Source organism: Pseudomonas sp. MF09150 (genome assembly GCF_059862355.1).
Map to the genome: position 1 here is coordinate 267,063 of NZ_JCBCUS010000005.1, position 17,696 is coordinate 284,758.

A 17,696-nucleotide genomic window follows, 5' to 3' on the forward strand; every position below is an offset into this window, starting at 1 on the left:
TTTTCAGATATGGCGAACCGTTTATCCTCTGCGGCATCTGTTTAAAGTCCGTTGCGTTTGGCCGAAGGCATGACCGAACCTCACATAGCGATCCAGCGCGCAGCCAGGAAGGCCTCGGGATCCCCAGAACAAGGTTCACCTATGCACCGCAGGAATCTACTCAAAGCCTCCATGGCCCTGGCTGCCTACACCGGCCTTTCGGCCAGCGGCCTGCTGGCGGCCCGTGCCTGGGCCGGCGCTGCCGATGGCGAGGCGCAGACTTTTGATTTCGAGGGCCTCAAGGCCCAGGCCAAGCAGTTGGCCAGCAGTCGCTACCAGGACACCAAGCAGGTGTTGCCGCCCACCCTGGCGACCATGACCCCGCAGAACTTCAATGCCATCCAGTACGACGGCGCACACTCGCTGTGGAACGACCTGAATGGCCAGCTGGACGTGCAGTTCTTCCACGTCGGCATGGGCTTCAAGCAGCCGGTGCGCATGCACAGCGTCGACCCGAAGACCCGCCAGGCGCGGGAAGTGCACTTTCGTCCGCCGCTGTTCAACTACCAGAACACCAGCGTCGACACCACGCAGCTCAAGGGCGACCTGGGTTTTGCCGGGTTCAAGCTGTTCAAGGCTCCGGAGCTGGACAAGCACGACGTGGTGTCCTTCCTCGGCGCCAGCTACTTCCGCGCGGTGGACGCCACCGGCCAGTACGGCTTGTCAGCCCGTGGCCTGGCAATTGATACCTACGCCAAAAAACGCGAAGAATTCCCCGACTTCACCCAGTTCTGGTTCGAAACCCCGGACAAGGACAGCACCCGCTTCGTGGTCTACGCCCTGCTCGACTCGCCAAGCGCCACCGGTGCCTATCGCTTCGACATCGACTGCCAGGCCGAGCGCGTGGTGATGGACATCGACGCCCATATCAACGCGCGCACCGCCATCGAGCAACTGGGCATCGCCCCGATGACCAGCATGTTCAGCTGCGGCACCCATGAGCGGCGCATGTGCGACACCATCCACCCGCAGATCCACGACTCCGACCGCCTGGCCATGTGGCGCGGCAATGGCGAATGGATCTGCCGCCCGCTGAATAACCCGGCGAACCTGCAATTCAACGCCTTCGCCGACAAGGATCCGAAAGGTTTCGGCCTGGTACAGACCGACCACGAGTTCGCCAGCTATCAGGACACCGTGGACTGGTACAGCCGGCGCCCGAGCCTGTGGGTCGAACCCACCACGGCCTGGGGCGAAGGCTCGATCGACCTGCTGGAGATCCCGACCACCGGCGAGACCCTGGACAACATCGTGGCCTTCTGGACCCCGAAAAAACCGGTGGCCGCCGGCGAATCGCTGAACTATGGCTACAAGCTGTACTGGAGCGCCCTGCCACCGGTGGGCACGCCGCTGGCGCGGGTGCATGCCACGCGCTCGGGCATGGGCGGCTTCGTCGAGGGCTGGGCCCCGGGCGAGCACTACCCCGAGGTCTGGGCCCGGCGCTTTGCCGTGGACTTCACCGGTGGCGGCCTCGATCGCCTGCCGGCCGGCACCGGCATCGAACCGGTGGTCACCGCCTCCAACGGCCAGGTCAAGGACTTCAATGTGCTGGTGCTGGACGAAATCAAGGGCTACCGCATCACCTTCGACTGGTTCCCCACCAACGACAGCGTCGACCCGGTAGAACTGCGGCTGTTCATCCGCACCCACGACCGCACCCTGAGCGAAACCTGGCTGTACCAGTACTTCCCGCCCGCCCCGGAAAAACGCAAATACCCCTGACCCGTAACCTCGCCAGCCCGGCAGCGGCACACGCTCTGTAGCCGCTGCCGCAGGCTGCGCTGGCCCCAACGGGTACCGTGCCGTGTCAGCTGTACTCGATGCTTTAACCGACCCTTCGATTACGGCGCGCCATAAAAAACCGGTCTACAGGGCCAATGCCGATCAGTTAAGCGCTAGAGCGAACGAAACATAACCTGTGGCGAGGGTGCTTGCTCCCGTGGGGCCGGCCGGGGCTCCGGGGCGTAGCAGCCCCATTTTTGGGGCCGCTGCGCGGCCCAGCGGGAGCAAGCTCCCTCGCCACAATGACGGTGCTTGCCCTTAACTGACTGGCATTAGCCGACAGGGCCGGTTTTTTATGCCGCGGGTTTGTCAGTCGCGCAGATCCGATTCATGAATCGGCTGGTCCCTGTGGGTCGCCCGCTGGTACTGCGCCGGCCAGGTGGCCTTGCGTCCGCCCAGGTCATCGTCGGCGTGCAGCGGCCAGTACGGATCGCGCAGCAGTTCGCGAGCGAGGAAGATGATATCGGCCTGGCACGTGCGCAGGATGTGCTCGGCCTGAGCCGGCTCGGTGATCATGCCGACGGTGCCGGTGGCAATCCCGGCATCCTTGCGCACCCGTTCGGCGAAGCGCGTCTGATAGCCGGGGCCGACAGGAATCTCGGCATTGGCCGCCGTGCCCCCGGACGAGACATCGATCAGGTCCACCCCCAACGCTTTCAGGCGGCGTGCCAGCTCCACCGTTTCATCCGGGTTCCAGCCGTCTTCCACCCAGTCGGTGGCCGACACCCGCACAAACAGCGGCAGCTCTTGCGGCCAGACCGCGCGCACGGCTTCGCTGACTTGCAGCACCAGGCGAATCCGGTTGTCAAACGAGCCCCCGTACTGATCGCGTCGCTGATTGCTCAACGGCGAGAGGAACTGGTGCAGCAGGTACCCATGGGCCGCATGCACTTCGACCACCTTGAAACCGGCAACCAGTGCGCGTTTGGCGGCGTCGACAAAGGCCTGGATCACCTCGGCGATCTGCCCCTCGTCCAATTGGGTGGGTGGCGTGTGCTGCGGGTCGAAGGCAATTGGCGAAGGCCCGACCGGGGTCCAGCCGCCGTCTTCGACCTTGACGCTGCCATGCTTGCCCAGCCATGGCCGATGGGTGCTGGCCTTGCGCCCGGCGTGGGCCAGTTGAATCCCGGCTACCGCGCCCTGGGCGGCGATAAAGCGGGTGATGCGTTGCAGGGGTTCGATCTGTTCGTCATGCCACAGGCCCAGGTCCTGGGCGGTGATGCGCCCGTCGGCGGTGACCGCCGTGGCCTCGGTGAAAATCAGCCCGGCACCGCCCACGGCACGGCTGCCCAGGTGGACCAGATGCCAGTCGTTGGCCAGGCCATCGACGGCGGAGTATTGGCACATGGGTGAAACCGCGATGCGGTTGAGCAGGGTCAGTTGACGCAGGGTATAGGGTTCAAGCAGCAGACTCATGGGGCACCTCTCGATCAATGGTCAGGCTCCAGGGTTCTGTTTGAAAAGTCGACGAGTGACAACAAGGTGAAACGCCCGCCCCCGCGGGGTGAAAAAGGACAAGAGGTCACAAGGCCAATCAGACAGTGCTTAGAGACTAGTCGACAACATTGGCCGGAGCAGGGTTCCTGGTAAAAAGCCCCTGAAGGGTAGGCGCTGGAGTATCGGGAGAATGGCGGCGGGTTTAGCCGCTGCCGCCAGGCTGCGCTGGCGGGACAGCCGCCGAATGGTGCCAGGAATAGCGGCGGTGAGGCTGATGGCCAGCGCAGCCTGGCGGCGGCTACAGGAGCCGGCCGAGGGGTGTCAGGCGGAGCTGGCCATCAGGATCAGCGGGGTTCGATATGGGCGATCATCAGTTGCACGGTTTCCTGGCCCCGGAATTCGTTGACGTCGAGTTTGTAGGCCAGCTCCACCCAGCGGATGGTCGGGTTGGGCCAGACTTCGCGGTCGATGCCGAAGGCAATGCCGTCGAGTTTGAGCGAACCGCACTCGCTGCGCAGCACCACCTTCAAATGGCGCTCGCCGACGACGCGCTGTTCCACCAACTGGAACACACCATGGAACAGCGGCTCCGGAAAATGCTGCCCCCAAGGCCCGGCATCGCGCAGAGCCCGGGCCAGTTCCAGGTGGAATTCTTCGATGGCCAGGGTACCGTCCGACAGCAGGCGTCCGGTCAGGTCTTCCTCCTGCAACTGGCGTCGGACTACTTCATCGAACGCCTCGGCAAATGCCGGGAAATTCCCCTCAGGCAACGACAAACCGGCCGCCATGGCATGCCCGCCGAACTTGCTGATCAACTGCGGGTGCCTGGCGGCCACCGCGTCCAGCGCATCGCGAATATGGAACCCCGGCACCGAGCGCGCCGAGCCCTTGAGCATGCCCTCGCCGGCATCGGCGAAGGCGATGGTCGGCCGGTGATAACGCTCTTTGAGGCGCGACGCGAGAATCCCGATCACCCCCTGGTGCCAGTCGGCATCAAACAGGCACAGGCCGAACGGCATGGACTCCAGCGGCAGGTCCTTGAGCTGGGCCAGGGCCTCGCGCTGCATGCCCTGCTCGATGGATTTGCGGTCCTGGTTCAGCTCGTCGAGCTGCCCGGCCATTTCCCGCGCTGCCGCCGCATCGGCGGTGAGCAGGCATTCAATGCCCAGGCTCATGTCGTCCAGGCGCCCCGCCGCGTTCAAGCGTGGGCCGATGATAAAACCGAGGTCCGTGGAGGTGATACGGGCGTGATCGCGCTTGGCCACCTCAAGAATCGCCTTGAGCCCCGGCCGCGCACGCCCGGCGCGAATCCGCTCCAGGCCCTGGTGCACCAGGATCCGGTTATTGGCATCCAGCGGCACCACGTCGGCCACGCTGCCCAGGGCCACCAGGTCCAGCAGCTCGCCGATGTTCGGCTGCGGCTGCTGCTCGTACTTGCCCAGGCTGCGCAGGCGAGCACGTAGCGCCATCAGCACATAAAAGATCACCCCGACCCCGGCCAGGGCCTTGCTCGGGAACTCGCAACCCGGCTGATTGGGGTTGACGATGGCATCGGCCGCCGGCAGCTCATGGCCCGGCAAGTGGTGGTCGGTCACCAGCACCTGCAAACCCGCTGCTTTGGCTGCGGCCACGCCCTCGACGCTGGAAATACCGTTGTCCACCGTGATCAGCAACTGCGGCTCGCGCTGCAGCGCCACCGCGACGATTTCCGGGGTCAGGCCGTAGCCGTATTCGAAGCGGTTAGGCACCAGGTAGTCGACATGGGCCGCCCCCAGCAGTCGCAGGCCCAGCACGCCCACGGTGCTGGCGGTGGCACCGTCGGCATCGAAATCGCCGACGATCAGAATGCGCTGGCGCTGCTCCAGGGCCACCACCAGCAAATCCACGGCGGCATCGATACCCTTGAGTTGCTGATAGGGAATCAGCCGCGCCAGGCTCTTATCCAGCTCGGCCTCGGACTGCACGCCGCGGGCGGCGTACAGGCGGGTCAGCAAGGGCGGCAGATCACCGAGAAACGGCAGGGTGGCGGGCAACTCACGGGGTTCGATACGCATGGGGCGATTGGGGCTTCTCTTCTAATGCAGGGTGACGTCAGAGGACGGGAACGAACGGTTGGCAATCAGCCGCGATCGCCCATCAGCCATTCGAGCTGGACTTCGTGCTGGCCACGGTCATCGGTGACGAAGATCGTGCCTTCGCTGATCATCACGTCCCACTTGATCACCCGGGGCATGTCCTTGGCCAGGGTCTCCAGCACGTCCTGGGGCACGCCGGCGATGTTGACGTTTTTCAGGTTCTTCAGGGTGTCGACCACCCGGGTCTGCCACACACGCAGGCTGCCGTAGGCCAGCAGGCTGGTGCGCTCGGTGCGACGCGAGCACCAGGTCAGGCGGTCGGCATCCGGCTGGCCGACTTCGATCCAGTGCAGGACGCGATCATCCAGGCTCTTTTCCCACAGGGCCGGCTCATCCACATCCGACAGGCCGCGACCGAACGACAAGTGCTCGTTGTACCAGAAGGCGTAGGCCAGCAGCCGCACGGTCATGCGCTCTTCGGTTTCCGAAGGATGACGGGCGATGGTCTGCTTGACGCTCTCGTACACCCCACGGTCGAGGTCGGTGAGGTTCAGTTCAAACTTGTAGGTGGTGGACGGCTGGGCCATGTGCGCGCTTCTTGATGTGCGAAAAGGCGGCAAGTCTAACCCGAAACCTTTCCCCCTGCCCGGCCGATGACCCGCCGTCGGGCACCTGGCGCCACCCCACGCCAGCCCGGCGGCCGCTATTCAAGCAGGCAGGCGAAGGCACGACCCTGGCACCGATTGCCACGATCCGCGCTAGCAGGGGTTGTTCCCAGGCGCCGAGGGCTTTATAACGCTCGCGCGATTCAGGATGTGCGTTGTGCCGACCTGAAGCTATCAACGGAAAAGGAAGCTCATGGAAGTGTTTGTAGGAATCGGTGCCGTGGTTGCCGTAGTCGCGGCAGGCTATTGGTTTTACCGGCACAAGAAAGCCAAGGCCCTGCGCCTTAGCCCCCACGACGTCGCCCAGATCAATCGGGTCAATCTGGTGCTCAGGAGCGAACCGCTGCTGGCGCTGGAAATCGCCCAACGCCTGGAAGGGTATGCGCGGCAGCTGGCGTTGCAATATGTGGCCCCGCAGTTGGTCAGGAACGGGCACCGCGCCGCCGGCTTCCAGGCCCTGGCCGAACTGGTCAAGCCCAACCACGCCGACCCGCTGAAAACCATCCTCGAGATCCTTCTCGAACAAGGCGATCCCAAAGCCGCCCGGGAGCTGCTGGATATCAAGGGCTCGCAACTGCCGATCGACGGGCATATCGTCGGCATCGACCTGGCCCTGGCCACCGGCAACAAGGCCTCGGCGGTGCAACAACTCAAAGCCATCACTGAACTCCAGGAAGTCGCCGGGGCCTTTGTCCTGTCGCGCGCCGACAGCCTGAAAATGGCGGCCCGCCAGCGCGCCATGCATATGAAGCAAGCCGCGTCCGTGAGCATCGCCTGGGCCTGGTCGACCCTGGGCGCCGATGGCACCCTGGACCGCCAGGAAATACGCGCCATCCTCCAGGAGTTTTTCGCCCAGGAGGGCGCCGCGCGGGTTATCGAACTCGCCGAGCAACTGCCCGAGGCCTATAAGGATTGCGCCGCCAGCGTGCTGTTTGAAGGTGGCGAACTGGAACCGGCCTTTATCCTGCTGGGCGAGGCCGGTGCGGAGCTGCCCTGTGAGACCTACCCGCAACTGCTGGCTCTGGCCCTCGCTGCCGAGCGTCGGGATGACGCCCTGCGCCTGGTTGACGCGGATCCTGAGTATTACACCGACGATCTGCTGCTCAAATTGCTGCAATGGCACGTGCAGCGCGGTGAAACCGTAGCCGCCGACGCCCTGATCGAGGCCCGTCTGAACACACCCGAGCAGCACCTCACTCTGGGTCTGGAGCTGGCGACATTCAGCCACGCCTACCAGCCGCAATGGAGCCTTGCCTTGCGCCAGCGCACCGAGCAACAGCTGGAGCATTTGCAGGGTGGAGAAAACGAGGTGTGGTATCAGTTGCTGGTGCTGGAAGGCCAGTTGCAGGCCCAGGCTCACCTGCCCGAAGCACGCCGCGATCAGGCGCTGATAGGCAACCTTCAGCAACAGATCGCCGAGCTCAACACCGCGCTGGAAATGCCGGCCATCCAGGAGCGTTATGAAGCACAAGCCGTGCTCCTGCATGCCCTGGGCCAGGACGATGCTGCCGGCCAGCGGCTGCAGGCGCTGGCGCAGTACATCAAGGACCATCCGGACGAAGATGACGAGGAGGACGAGGACGAAGGCACCGGCAGCTATGGCTTCAGCCAGAAACTGGACCTGGAGTGCGTGGCCGAGGCCTATCTGCGGATCGACCAGCCGCTGCCCGCCATTGCCCTGCGCGATGAACTCGAGCGGCACGACTATCCGTGCCGTGACGTGTCGCTGCAGATCGCGCTCAATCACATCCGCCACCAGCGCCTGACGCAAGCCATCGAGGCGATCGATGTGAGCACCCTGACAGGCGGTGAAAACCTGCTGGCGCCGCTGCACCAGGCCATTGAACAGTTGCAGGCACAAGCCCCGACCCGCTATCGCGAGTTGCGGGAAAAGCTCCTCGACACCTTGATCAACGGCGACCTCTAGCCAGCGCCATGACCCAGGCGCCCGCGCGCCGCTGACGGACGCGGGCACCACCCGCCATGCAAAGGAAAGCTCATGGATACACTCACAGCAACCGGATTGGCCGTGGCCATTGCCGGCGTTGCGGCCTATAGCTTTTACCGCTACCGCAACGCCCTGACCCTGCGCGTGACGGCGTCGCAGTGGGCGGTGATCAATCGCGCCCTGCTCCTGGCGCGCAGCAACCCCCTGGTGGGCCTTGAGATAGCCCGGCAGCTGGATGGCCATGCCCGGCAAATCGCCCTGCAAGGCCTGGCCCCGCTGCTGGTCGGTGCCGGCTACCGCCAGGAAGGCCTGCAGGTCTTGGGCGAGCTGGAAAAAAACAACCTGCCACAGCCCCTCAAGGAAGTGGTCGAGCTGCTGCTGGACCAGGGTGATCACCTGGCCGCACAGGCCCTGCTGGATCAGACCGGGGTATTGATGCCAGTCGACGGGCATATCGCGCTGATGAAACTGCGGTTCGCCAAAGGCGACAAAGACGGCGCCCTGCAAATACTCAAGATGATCGGCAGTGTCCAGACCCAGTCAGGCGCGGACTTGGTCTCGGCCCACGACAGCCTGCGTATCGCCCCGCTGCAACGCCAGTTCGGGCAGACCGAGTGCGCCGCCATGAGCATCGCCTGGGCCTGGATCAATGCACGTGAGGCAGACGGCAGCCTGGCGCCGAAAAAGCTGCGTGCCCTCTTGCATGAGTTCTACCTGCAGGACGGCGCTACGCGGGTGATTGAGCTGGCCCAGCAACTGCACGCAAGCGAGAAAGCCATCGCCGCCAGCGTGCTGTTCGAATTCGGTGATCTGGAACCCGCCATGACCCTGCTGGGCGAAGCCGGCAAACACCTGCCTCACGACGCCTACGAGCAGTTGCAGCGCCAGGCCCTGGCCGCCGACGAGCTGGACAAGGCCGAGCGCTTGATCGAACTCGCCCCCGCCTACGAACATCATGAATTGCTGTTGGGACTGATGAACTGGCACGCGAAACGCGGCGCCACCGCCCTCGCCGAGGAACTGCTGGAAACCCGCATCCACCCTCCCGAACACCGCCTGGAGGTGCTGCTCAGGCTGGTGAACATGAGCCATGCCAGCCAGCCGCAATGGAGTGCCGCACTCCTGGATCGGGCCTCGGAGTTTCTGCCAGTGACCCTGCACGGGGAAGCCGACAACTGGCATCGCCTGCTGATCCTGGAAGGCCAGTTGCAGGCCCAGGCCCGCCTGCCCGAGGCTCGTCGCGACCAAAACCTGATCAGCCACAATCTGGCGCAACTGCAGGTACTCAACCCGGACCTGAACCTGGAGGAAAAGCTCGATCGCTACTGCGCCCAGGCCCCACTCCTGCACCTGTTTGGCCAGACCGGATACGCCGTCCAGCTCCTCGATCACCTGGTGCAGCAACTTCGCGGCAATCAGGAGGCGGATGACATCGAGCAGTTGTTCGATCTGGAGCGAGTGGCGCGGGTCTATCTGAGCATCGACCAGGTCGAGCCGGCCATCGCGCTGCACGAGGATTTGCGCACACTTGAGGCGCTCTACCGTCACGAACTGATCCAGGGCATCGTGCTCAACCACGTCCAGCACCAGCGCTTTGCCGAGGCCATCGCCGCCATCGATTTCAGCATCCTGATCGACCCAAACCGCGTGCTGACGGCCTTGTACCAGGCCTTGCAGCACTTGCAGTTGCAGCAACCGGAGCAGGCCCACGTCTTGCACCAGCAACTGCTCGACACCCTGATCAATAGCTCGCTGACCACAGGCACCCCGGACTGATACCCGCCTAGCCGCAGCCCGGTGGTCCACGCCGGCCCTGACCCGTACCAGAGGAAAATCGAATCATGGAAGTGTTTATCATCCTGCTGCTCATCACCGGCGTGATCTCGCTGCTGGTGGTGTATGCCCACAAGAGCAGCAGCACCAGCAATGCCCTGGGCATCACCGAGGGCGAAGCGGCGCAGATCAATCGCGCCGCCCACCTCAGCGTCATCGAACCCCAGGTGGCCTTGCAACTGGCCCAGCGCCTGACGGGCAAGGCCCGGCAGCTGGGGCTGTTCCAGATGCCCGCAGCGCTGTACAAGCAGGGAAACCAGGAGCAGGCCCTGGAAGTACTGGCCGAACTCGATGAAACCTACCAGCCCATGGCGCTGAACCAACTGCTCGAAACCCTGCTCGACCAGGAGGGCCCGCAGGCGGTGCTGAGCCTGCTGGAGCGCCTGCATCAACCCCTGCCGTCAGCGCCCATGCTGCGCATCCCGCTGCTGGTGGCCATGGGTGAACACGAGCAGGCCCGCGCGCTGCTGGTGACCTTCGGCGTCAACCCGTCGAGCCCGGACGCCCCCCGTGAGTACCGTCAGTTGGCCATGCTGCAACGCAGCCTGGGCCTGGCCGACAAAGCCGCCATCAGCATCGGCCTGGCCTGGCAACTGCTGCTGAAACAGCCGGCCAACGAGCTGGACCCGCATGAAGTGGAACAGACCCTGCTCGAGTACCGGGCCCAGGGACAGGATGCGCAGTTCCCGGCCATGGCCGCGCAATTGCCCGAGTCGGCGCAGATCATCGTGGTGGTGCTGCTGATGCAGGCCGGGGAATTCGACGCCGCGTTCGACGTGCTGGCGCAGAACCCCGAGCCCGACGATTACTTCGGCTACCCGCCGCTGCTCAAGCTGATTCTGGACGCCAACCGCCCGGACCTGGCGCGACAGCTGATCGCCCAGGTGCCGGAGACCTACGCCAGCGAGCTGCTGTTGAGCCTGTTGAATTGGCATGTCGCGCGCAATGAGATGGCCGAAGCCGAGTCGGCCTTGCAGGCCTGTGCCGTTTCGACCGGGCAGCGTATCTGGTGCCTGATCTGCCTGTGGGGCAGCTACGTCGAGGAACACGCGCAATGGTGCGCCCACCTGCTGGAGCAGGCCTTGCAGGCATTGGAGACCTTGCGTGGCGATGAGCAATGGCCGTGGTTGCGCCTGCTGATCCTGGAAGCCCAACTGCGGGTCCAGGCCGACCTGCCGCGCCTGCGCCGCGACAGCTGGCTGATCCGCAACAACCTGGAGGAGATGGCGCGCCTCAACACCCAGCTCGAATACGCCGATCGCCCGATGAAACAGGCCTTGCAGGCCAAGCTGCTGCACGACCTGGAGCAGACCCGGCAAGCCGGCGAACTGCTGGACCAGGCCGTGCAAGCCCTCGACGACGAGAGTCAGAATGCGGCGCTGGACCCTGGGGAAAAAAACCTGTTCCTGGAACAGCTGGCGCTGAGCTACGTCTACATCGACGACCAGGCAAAAGCGCTCGCGCTGCAGACCCGCCTGGAACAACAGGCGACCTTCACCCACCAGTTGAGCCAGGCCATGGTGCTGAACCATATCCGCCAGCAACGCTTTGAGGAGGCGATTGCCGGCCTGGAGCTGCGCAATCTGTTTATCGGCGAAAACCCGGTGCAACAGTTGCACCTGGCCCTGGAAACCCTGAGCCACAGCGCCCCGGAAAAAGCCCAGGGGCTGCGCCAGAAACTGATCGACAGCCTGGCTGCCGAGAGCGCCTGGGGTTACCCGAACGCTGCCTGAGGCCGTGTCGAGGCCAGCCGCTGCACGCCTTAACGCGGCGCGTAGCGGCTCCAGAGCTCGTTGAACTCCTTGAGATAACTGGTCACCAGTAGCGGATGGTCGATCACCAGCAGGTTTTCCTCATTGCCGGTGGTGGCGCTGCGGGTCCAGTTGAAGCTGCCGTTGAGCAAGGTACGGCCATCGAACACAGCGAACTTGTGGTGCATGTGGAACGGCGTGTCGTCGATCCGTACCGGCACGCCGGCCTCGCGCAACGCGGCGATATCACTGCCGACATCGAACTGCTTTTCACTGTCGCTGATCACCCGCACGGCCACGCCGCGCTGGTGGCAGGCGCGGATTTCATCGCTCAGTTGATCATCGGAAATGGTGAACACGCAGATATCCACCGAGATTCGGGCCTGGCGACACAGATCGCGGATCTTGCGCCGGCAGTCTTCGCCAGGGCTGAAGTGGGCGCTCGCCTGGTCTCGCACCGGGGCGTTGTTGACATCCAGGGTCTTGATCACCTGCTCCAGCCATTTCAACGCCGGCAGCACATTGGCGCTGTCGGCCAGGGCCAGCTCGCGCACCAGGTCAAAGGCACGGTTACGCATGTAGCGCACCTGGTCCTGACCCAGTTCACTGCCCAACTGGCGCAGCTCGTCGCGCTCTTCGTTGCTCAGCCGCAGGTCCAGCACGCTGTCGCGCAGTTGACGGTCCAGCCCTTCAAAGTCCATGCAAACTCCCTGTTGTTCAGATCCACGCAAGTGGCGCCCGCAGCCTTGGCCCGGGCGCCCCGGTTCAAGGCTGCTTGTCGTCCAGGGTCGGCACCTGGCCATTGCCAAGCATCTGCCCCAGCTCATTGAGACGGTTGGAGATGTCAGTGATGCGGTGGTGGGTGTAGAGGTCGACGTCGATCTTCTTGTGCATGACCTTGATCAGCGGCAAGAAACTGCTCTCCAGGTTCACCGCCAGGCTTTCCAGGACCTCGCGCAGGCCCTTTTGCTCCGGCGCCAGCACTTCGACCTCGATGTTGGTCGGCTGGCGCCCCAACTGCTCCAGCCCGGCCAGCAGCTCGCGCCATGGCAAGCCGCCTTCGGCATTTTCAGCCACAGGCTGGCGCGCCAGGCCACGCACACCTTCCACCAGGTCGTTGAGCTGGGCCACCACGCGGCTGCCAACGTCGCTGTCGCTGCCGCCCATGGAGCGGTTGCGCTGGAAGTCGCGCTTGATCTGCGTCCAGCGTTGCACCTGCTCCGGTGTCTGGTTACCGCGCAGCTCGGCGAGCTTGAGCAGGTTTTCCTCGGCACCGGTGGTCAGCAGCTGGGACTCGCCCTGGTAGTGATCGGCGAGCAATTGCAAAAGCTCGGCGTCGTTCATCACCGCGGAAATCTTCTCCGCCATTTTGTTCATGTTGCGGTAGCTGCCCTGCAACTTGAACGGCGGTTCGGTGCGGTACTGGTCGGCCTGGGCCGCACTGGCGATGTACTGCTGGTTGACCTTGAGCACCACGTCGCGCACTTGCATCAGGCGCTGCAAGGTGGTGGTGATCTCGTTGATCTCGGCACCGCTGTAGCTGTGGCTCAACTCGTTGCTGGAGAACGGCTTGCCCTCGGCCTTGGCCACGAAGCGATAGACGTCGGCCATGTCGCGGGTGGCCAGCGGCGCCAGCACCGGGTTGGAGGTCAGGCCGTTTTCGATGTAGCTCAGGGCGAAGGATTCCTGCATGCCGCCCAGGGTGTCGCCCAGGTTATAGATATCGGCCCGGTTGGCGAGCATGTCGGGGATCTTGAACACATCGCCGGACTCGGTGTACGGGTTGCCCGACATCACTACGCAGAACTTCTTGCCGCGCATGTCGTAGGTCTTGGTCCGTTCCTTCCACACGCCTTCGATGCGCCGGGTGCCGTCGCACAGCGAGATGAATTTCTGCAGGAACTCGGGATGGGTGTGCTGGATGTCGTCGACATACAGCATCACGTTGTTGCCCATCTCCAGGGCCAGGTTGAGTTTCTCCAGTTCCTGGCGCGAGGTGGCGTCCGGGGCCTGGGCCGGGTCCAGGGAGCGCACGTCGTGCCCCAGGGCCGGACCGTTGATTTTCATGAAGATCAGGCCCAGGCGATGGGCGACGTATTCCATCAGGGTGGTCTTGCCGTAGCCCGGTGGCGAAATCAGCATCAACAGGCCCATGAGGTCGGTGCGCTTGTTCTCGCCGACCGTGCCCATCTGCTTGGCCAGGTTGTCGCCGATCACCCCCAGGTACACATCGTTGATCAGCTTGTTGCGCACGAAGGAACTCAACGGACGCGGCTTGAATTCGCTCAGGCGCAAAGCCTCGCGCTCGCGGCCGATGATGCCCTGGCGCAATGCCTGGTAGCGCTGCAGGCCCGGCAGGAAGTGCTCGCGATGGCCGCGCAGGCGGGCGAAGAACTCGTCCACCGCCAGGGTCAGGCTGCGCTCCTTGATCCGCGGGTGTTCACCCATCAGGTTGTCGACGCTGAACCGCAGATCGACTTCGGTAATGCGCTTGGCAAAGTCCTGGGGCAGCAGCGACAGGGCCACGGCCTCGGGCACGTAGTCCGCCAAGGCGGCCAATTCGGCCTCCGAGCACAAGCCATCGAGCCAGTTGCCGGCCAGCGCCCATTGCGCCGCCGGACGATCCTCAAGCCGCGCCAGCGCCTGCTGGTAGTCGTCCCACATGCGCGCACCCTGCAAGCGCACCTTGAGTGCTTCCTGCAGTTGCTTGGCGTACTTGCTGAAGGTGAATTCGATGCGTTCGGCAGCCAGTTCCTGGACCAGGTACTCGGCGGCCTCGGCCACCTGCGAGCCATTGAGCGCCAGAGGTTGTTCAAGCAAAAACTGCTGCATCGCCGTGGCGATTTCCGCCTGCAATTGCAACAGCCCTTCGCGACGCCCGAACAGTTGCTGGATATGCCGGCTGGTGCGCGCCCGTTCCGGCCACTGCGCCGGGGCTTCAAGGCTGCGTTGCAGGTTCCAGAACACACTGGCGAAGGCCCGTGGCAGCGCGCCGTAGCGCAGCAGCCCGGCGCTTTCGCGCAGCGGCAGTAGCTGGATCAGAATCGCCGCCGCGTCGTGATCGTGGATGCCTTTTTCGTAGCCTTCCTTGTAGCGTGGCGCGGCGAAATCACGAATCACCCGCGCCAGTTCTTCCGGCTGCGCCAACAGCGGCTTGAGCAGTTCCAGACTCAGGCCTTCCTGCCCGGCATCGGCCGCATCCAGCACCTGACCGGCGAGGTATTCGGCGCGGTAGAGCTGGGCCGATTCGGACTCCAGCGCCACCTGCCAGAAGTCGCGCAGCGCTTCGAGTTCGGCATCGTGCAACGGCTCGAGGAAATCGGTGCCGGTCAGGTGCAGGTGCAACTCGTCACCCCGGGGCATCAGGGTCAGGTCGAGTTCCTGGGTGTTGACGCTGAAGCGATGGCGCGGGCCGAGCTTGATGACATTGCCGCCCTCTTCGAACAGCTCGGTCTTGTCGCGCAAGGCCCGAACCGCCTGGTCGCGGGCGCCCTTGAGGCGGGCCTCGACGTCATCGGCCTTGACGCTGTCCTTGAGCTGGCGCAGGCGTTCGGCCAACTCGCGCAACTTGAGGATCAGCGGGTCGGCGGCAAAGAATGCATTGAGCTCTTCAGCCTGGGTGAACTTGGCGGTACGCCGGGTCAGGCTGTCGAGAATCCGCCGCGCGGCGTCGAGCAGGCCCTGGGCCTTGCGCTGGCGCTCGTCGAGCAGGGATTGCTTGTGGGCTTCGAAGGTTTCCAGCAACTCCTCACGCTTGGTGAGGATGTCGCCCATGAATTGTTCGTGATCGCCGAAGCGGCTTTCCAGCTCCTCCAGTTGCACCAGCAGGCGCGACAATTGTTCGTCGCAACGCTCCGGGTCCTGGGCCTGTGCCAGGGCATTGGTGATGCCCTGGCTGAACAGTTTGAACTGGGCGCCGAACTGGGCCACGGTCTCGGTCGAGCCCAGGGCCTTGCGCCGCTGTTCGGCGCGGGCCTTGGCCTGGTTCAGGCGGGCGTAGATCTCGGAGATGGACTCGATGATCCGCGTGCGCTGGGTCGCGTCGTCGATCTGCAGCGAAGCCATCAGTCCGGACAGCATGTCCAGGTCGGCAGCCATGGCTTGCAAGGCCTTCAGCGGCTCGGCCAACTGGGCCACGGTCTGGGCTTTCTGCGCCTCGCCGTCGAGCGCCTCCAGGCGCGTGACAAACGGCTGCAGCGCCTGCTCGCTGGCGAGGAAGGTCGCGGTGCCGGCGGCGGTGCGTTCCTGGGCCTGGAGCAGCTCGGCTTCCATGGCATCGATGCGCGCCACGTCGATGTAGCGGTATTCGCGTATGGTCAGCAGCAGGCCGCGCTGGGCGGTGATGGCGTTGAGCGCATCGACGAAGTTCTGCACCTGGTCCCAGCTGTCCACCAACAGGCCGGCGAGCAGGGCTTTCTGCTTGTCCTCGGCGCTGAGCATGGCCTGGTCGGACTGGCGACGAATGCCCTCGACCTTCTCGTACTCATCGAGCACCAGCTCCGAGGTGGCGGCCACTTCGCGCAGCAGCGGCGCCAGGCCGCCGACTTCCTCGCTGCCCAGCCAGTGGTAGACGTCGAACAGGCGACGGGTGTTCTGGCACAGCAGCGAATAGCGCTGCACCGACACCGCCGGAGTGCCGATCTCACGGCACAGGTCGTAGAGGTCGGACACGCTGCGCACCAGCTCGGCATTGCCGATACGCCCCAGGAAACCGCTGCGCGCCGGCTGACGAGCCGCGTATTCCTCGGTGAAAAACGGCGTCTGCCAGACCTGCATCGGGTGGATACGGGTCGGCTCATCACCTTCGGCGGCAAAGATCACCATGCGCCCGTCTTCCAGGCGCGCGTAGCCGTGGCCGAACAAGGGGTTCTGCAACTGGCGGTTGATCATGTTGTAGGTGAGCAGTACCGAACGCCCCTGCTCGGGGTGATAGAAGATGTACTGCACGTCTTCGCCGTTGGGCGAGCGTACCGAGCGCTTGAAGCGCATGCCTTCCATCGATTGCTCGAAGGTCTTGTACTCGCCGCTCTGCAGGTAGTAGCCACCGGGAAAGATGATGCCGTGGTCTTCCGGCAGCTGCACGCAGGCCAGGCCAATGGCATCGATGCGCTCGACCTGACGGGTCAGGCTGTTGAACACCAGGTAGCGCCACTGCTCTTCGCGGTACGGCAGGATCTTGAGCAGGATCAGGCTGCCCAGGCGGGCGAATTCGATCTGGCCGTCGTCCAGGGACTGGGTCTTGTCCAGCACCTCTTCGCGGTAGATGCCCAGGCCATCCTCGGTGTTGTTCTCGACCTTGACGGTGAGGTCGCCGCCCATGGTTTCGACGAACACGGTGTCGAGGATGTTCATGTGCGGGAAACGGCCTTCGACGGCCATTTCCCGGGTTGCTTTGCGCCACTCGAAATCGAACGGGGCCGGCAGCGCTATGTCGCGCTCGCCGCGGTTGTCGATGTAGCGCACGTCGCGCCCATCCAGGGAGATGGACCAACGGAACACCCGCACGTCGGTGATGCGTTCACCGATCTGGAAACTCGCCAACAGCTTGCCGTCGCGAATCGCCAGTTGCAGCAGGCGGGTGTTCTTGTAATAGGTGTAGAGCTCGTTGAAGTCGTTGAGAAAGCCCTGGGCGGCAAGGAAAGTGCCTTCCAGCGGCACGGGTTCGGCCTCGTAGCCTTCGCCCTCTTCCACCAGCCGATAGAGGGAGAACACGTCGGCGACGCTGGTCTCCTTCTTCAGGCCGATAAAAACGTTGTAGCCAAACAGCAGGCAGTCGCCGACCTGGACGATGTCCCGGGCGATGCAGTTGTTTTCGGTGCGGATGCGCACGCGCCCGACCACTTCCATGCGGCTGTTGCCGAACTCTTCCAGGCGGCGCTGGTTGAGGCCTTCGGCGGTTTGCCGCAGGCGTTGGCCCTGGTCCAGCAGGCGCTTTTGCAGCACCTCATAGGCGCCGCCTTCGGCGACGGCCTTGTCCAATACATCCTGTGCGGGAGTTGCGGCTTGTGCGTCCGACATCGTGGCCTTCCTGGATCTACGGCGGTGTACAAAAAAAGAAACTGGGCGCTGCTAGTTGATGCGATGGGCTGTAGCTGGCGTGGCTGCTGAAGGTTGAGGGCGCTGGCGCCTGACAAACCGTTGATCTTCCGGGGTTATCCGGAGGGTT

The 17,696-nt window shown here is 64.1% G+C and carries 9 protein-coding genes; 4 read left to right on the forward strand and 5 right to left on the reverse strand.

Features of this window, described 5'->3' with window-relative positions; translation table 11 throughout:
* Positions 1–141 precede the first annotated feature (141 nt).
* Entirely contained in the window at positions 142–1,761 is a 1,620-nt protein-coding gene (locus AC19YX_RS20180) for a glucan biosynthesis protein D (RefSeq protein ID WP_201129602.1), read from the forward strand.
* A 369-nt stretch (positions 1,762–2,130) separates the two neighbouring features.
* Here the strand turns inward: AC19YX_RS20180 and AC19YX_RS20185 are convergent, their stop codons facing one another.
* From AC19YX_RS20185 to AC19YX_RS20195, 3 genes are all read right to left on the reverse strand, one after another.
* On the reverse strand, positions 2,131–3,237 hold the full coding sequence (locus AC19YX_RS20185; RefSeq protein ID WP_421547981.1) for an NADH:flavin oxidoreductase/NADH oxidase: 1,107 nt from the start codon (positions 3,235–3,237) through the stop codon (positions 2,131–2,133).
* A gap of 365 nt (positions 3,238–3,602) precedes the next feature.
* Entirely contained in the window at positions 3,603–5,312 is a 1,710-nt protein-coding gene (gene recJ / locus AC19YX_RS20190; RefSeq protein WP_500606852.1) for a single-stranded-DNA-specific exonuclease RecJ, read from the reverse strand.
* Between the two features lie 65 nt (positions 5,313–5,377).
* On the reverse strand, positions 5,378–5,920 hold the full coding sequence (locus tag AC19YX_RS20195) for a YaeQ family protein (protein WP_020298997.1): 543 nt from the start codon (positions 5,918–5,920) through the stop codon (positions 5,378–5,380).
* A gap of 271 nt (positions 5,921–6,191) precedes the next feature.
* Here AC19YX_RS20195 and AC19YX_RS20200 point away from each other — a divergent pair, with 271 nt between their 5' ends.
* From AC19YX_RS20200 to AC19YX_RS20210, 3 genes are all read left to right on the forward strand, one after another.
* On the forward strand, positions 6,192–7,925 hold the full coding sequence (locus tag AC19YX_RS20200) for a hypothetical protein (RefSeq protein WP_500606853.1): 1,734 nt from the start codon (positions 6,192–6,194) through the stop codon (positions 7,923–7,925).
* A gap of 72 nt (positions 7,926–7,997) precedes the next feature.
* Positions 7,998–9,722: a hypothetical protein gene (locus tag AC19YX_RS20205; RefSeq protein WP_500606854.1), complete on the forward strand. Its 1,725-nt coding sequence runs from the start codon at positions 7,998–8,000 to the stop codon at positions 9,720–9,722.
* A 65-nt stretch (positions 9,723–9,787) separates the two neighbouring features.
* Entirely contained in the window at positions 9,788–11,512 is a 1,725-nt protein-coding gene (locus AC19YX_RS20210) for a hypothetical protein (RefSeq protein ID WP_500606855.1), read from the forward strand.
* A gap of 29 nt (positions 11,513–11,541) precedes the next feature.
* Here the strand turns inward: AC19YX_RS20210 and AC19YX_RS20215 are convergent, their stop codons facing one another.
* Positions 11,542–12,231 (reverse strand): phospholipase D-like domain-containing protein, encoded by a 690-nt coding sequence (locus AC19YX_RS20215; RefSeq protein WP_201129596.1) that lies wholly within the window; start codon positions 12,229–12,231, stop codon positions 11,542–11,544.
* Between the two features lie 64 nt (positions 12,232–12,295).
* A complete protein-coding gene (locus AC19YX_RS20220) occupies positions 12,296–17,548 on the reverse strand; it encodes a DNA repair ATPase (RefSeq protein WP_500606856.1) in 5,253 nt (1,750 codons plus the stop codon).
* Positions 17,549–17,696: the final 148 nt, after the last annotated feature.

Coding starts and splice junctions, on each gene's coding strand:
- AC19YX_RS20200 (WP_500606853.1), top strand. CDS start 6,192: ATGGAAGTGTTTGTAGGAATCGGTGCCGTGGTTGCCGTAGTCGCGGCA.
- AC19YX_RS20195 (WP_020298997.1), bottom strand. CDS start 5,920: ATGGCCCAGCCGTCCACCACCTACAAGTTTGAACTGAACCTCACCGAC.
- AC19YX_RS20185 (WP_421547981.1), bottom strand. CDS start 3,237: ATGAGTCTGCTGCTTGAACCCTATACCCTGCGTCAACTGACCCTGCTC.
- AC19YX_RS20220 (WP_500606856.1), bottom strand. CDS start 17,548: ATGTCGGACGCACAAGCCGCAACTCCCGCACAGGATGTATTGGACAAG.
- AC19YX_RS20180 (WP_201129602.1), top strand. CDS start 142: ATGCACCGCAGGAATCTACTCAAAGCCTCCATGGCCCTGGCTGCCTAC.
- AC19YX_RS20210 (WP_500606855.1), top strand. CDS start 9,788: ATGGAAGTGTTTATCATCCTGCTGCTCATCACCGGCGTGATCTCGCTG.
- AC19YX_RS20215 (WP_201129596.1), bottom strand. CDS start 12,231: ATGGACTTTGAAGGGCTGGACCGTCAACTGCGCGACAGCGTGCTGGAC.
- recJ (WP_500606852.1), bottom strand. CDS start 5,312: ATGCGTATCGAACCCCGTGAGTTGCCCGCCACCCTGCCGTTTCTCGGT.
- AC19YX_RS20205 (WP_500606854.1), top strand. CDS start 7,998: ATGGATACACTCACAGCAACCGGATTGGCCGTGGCCATTGCCGGCGTT.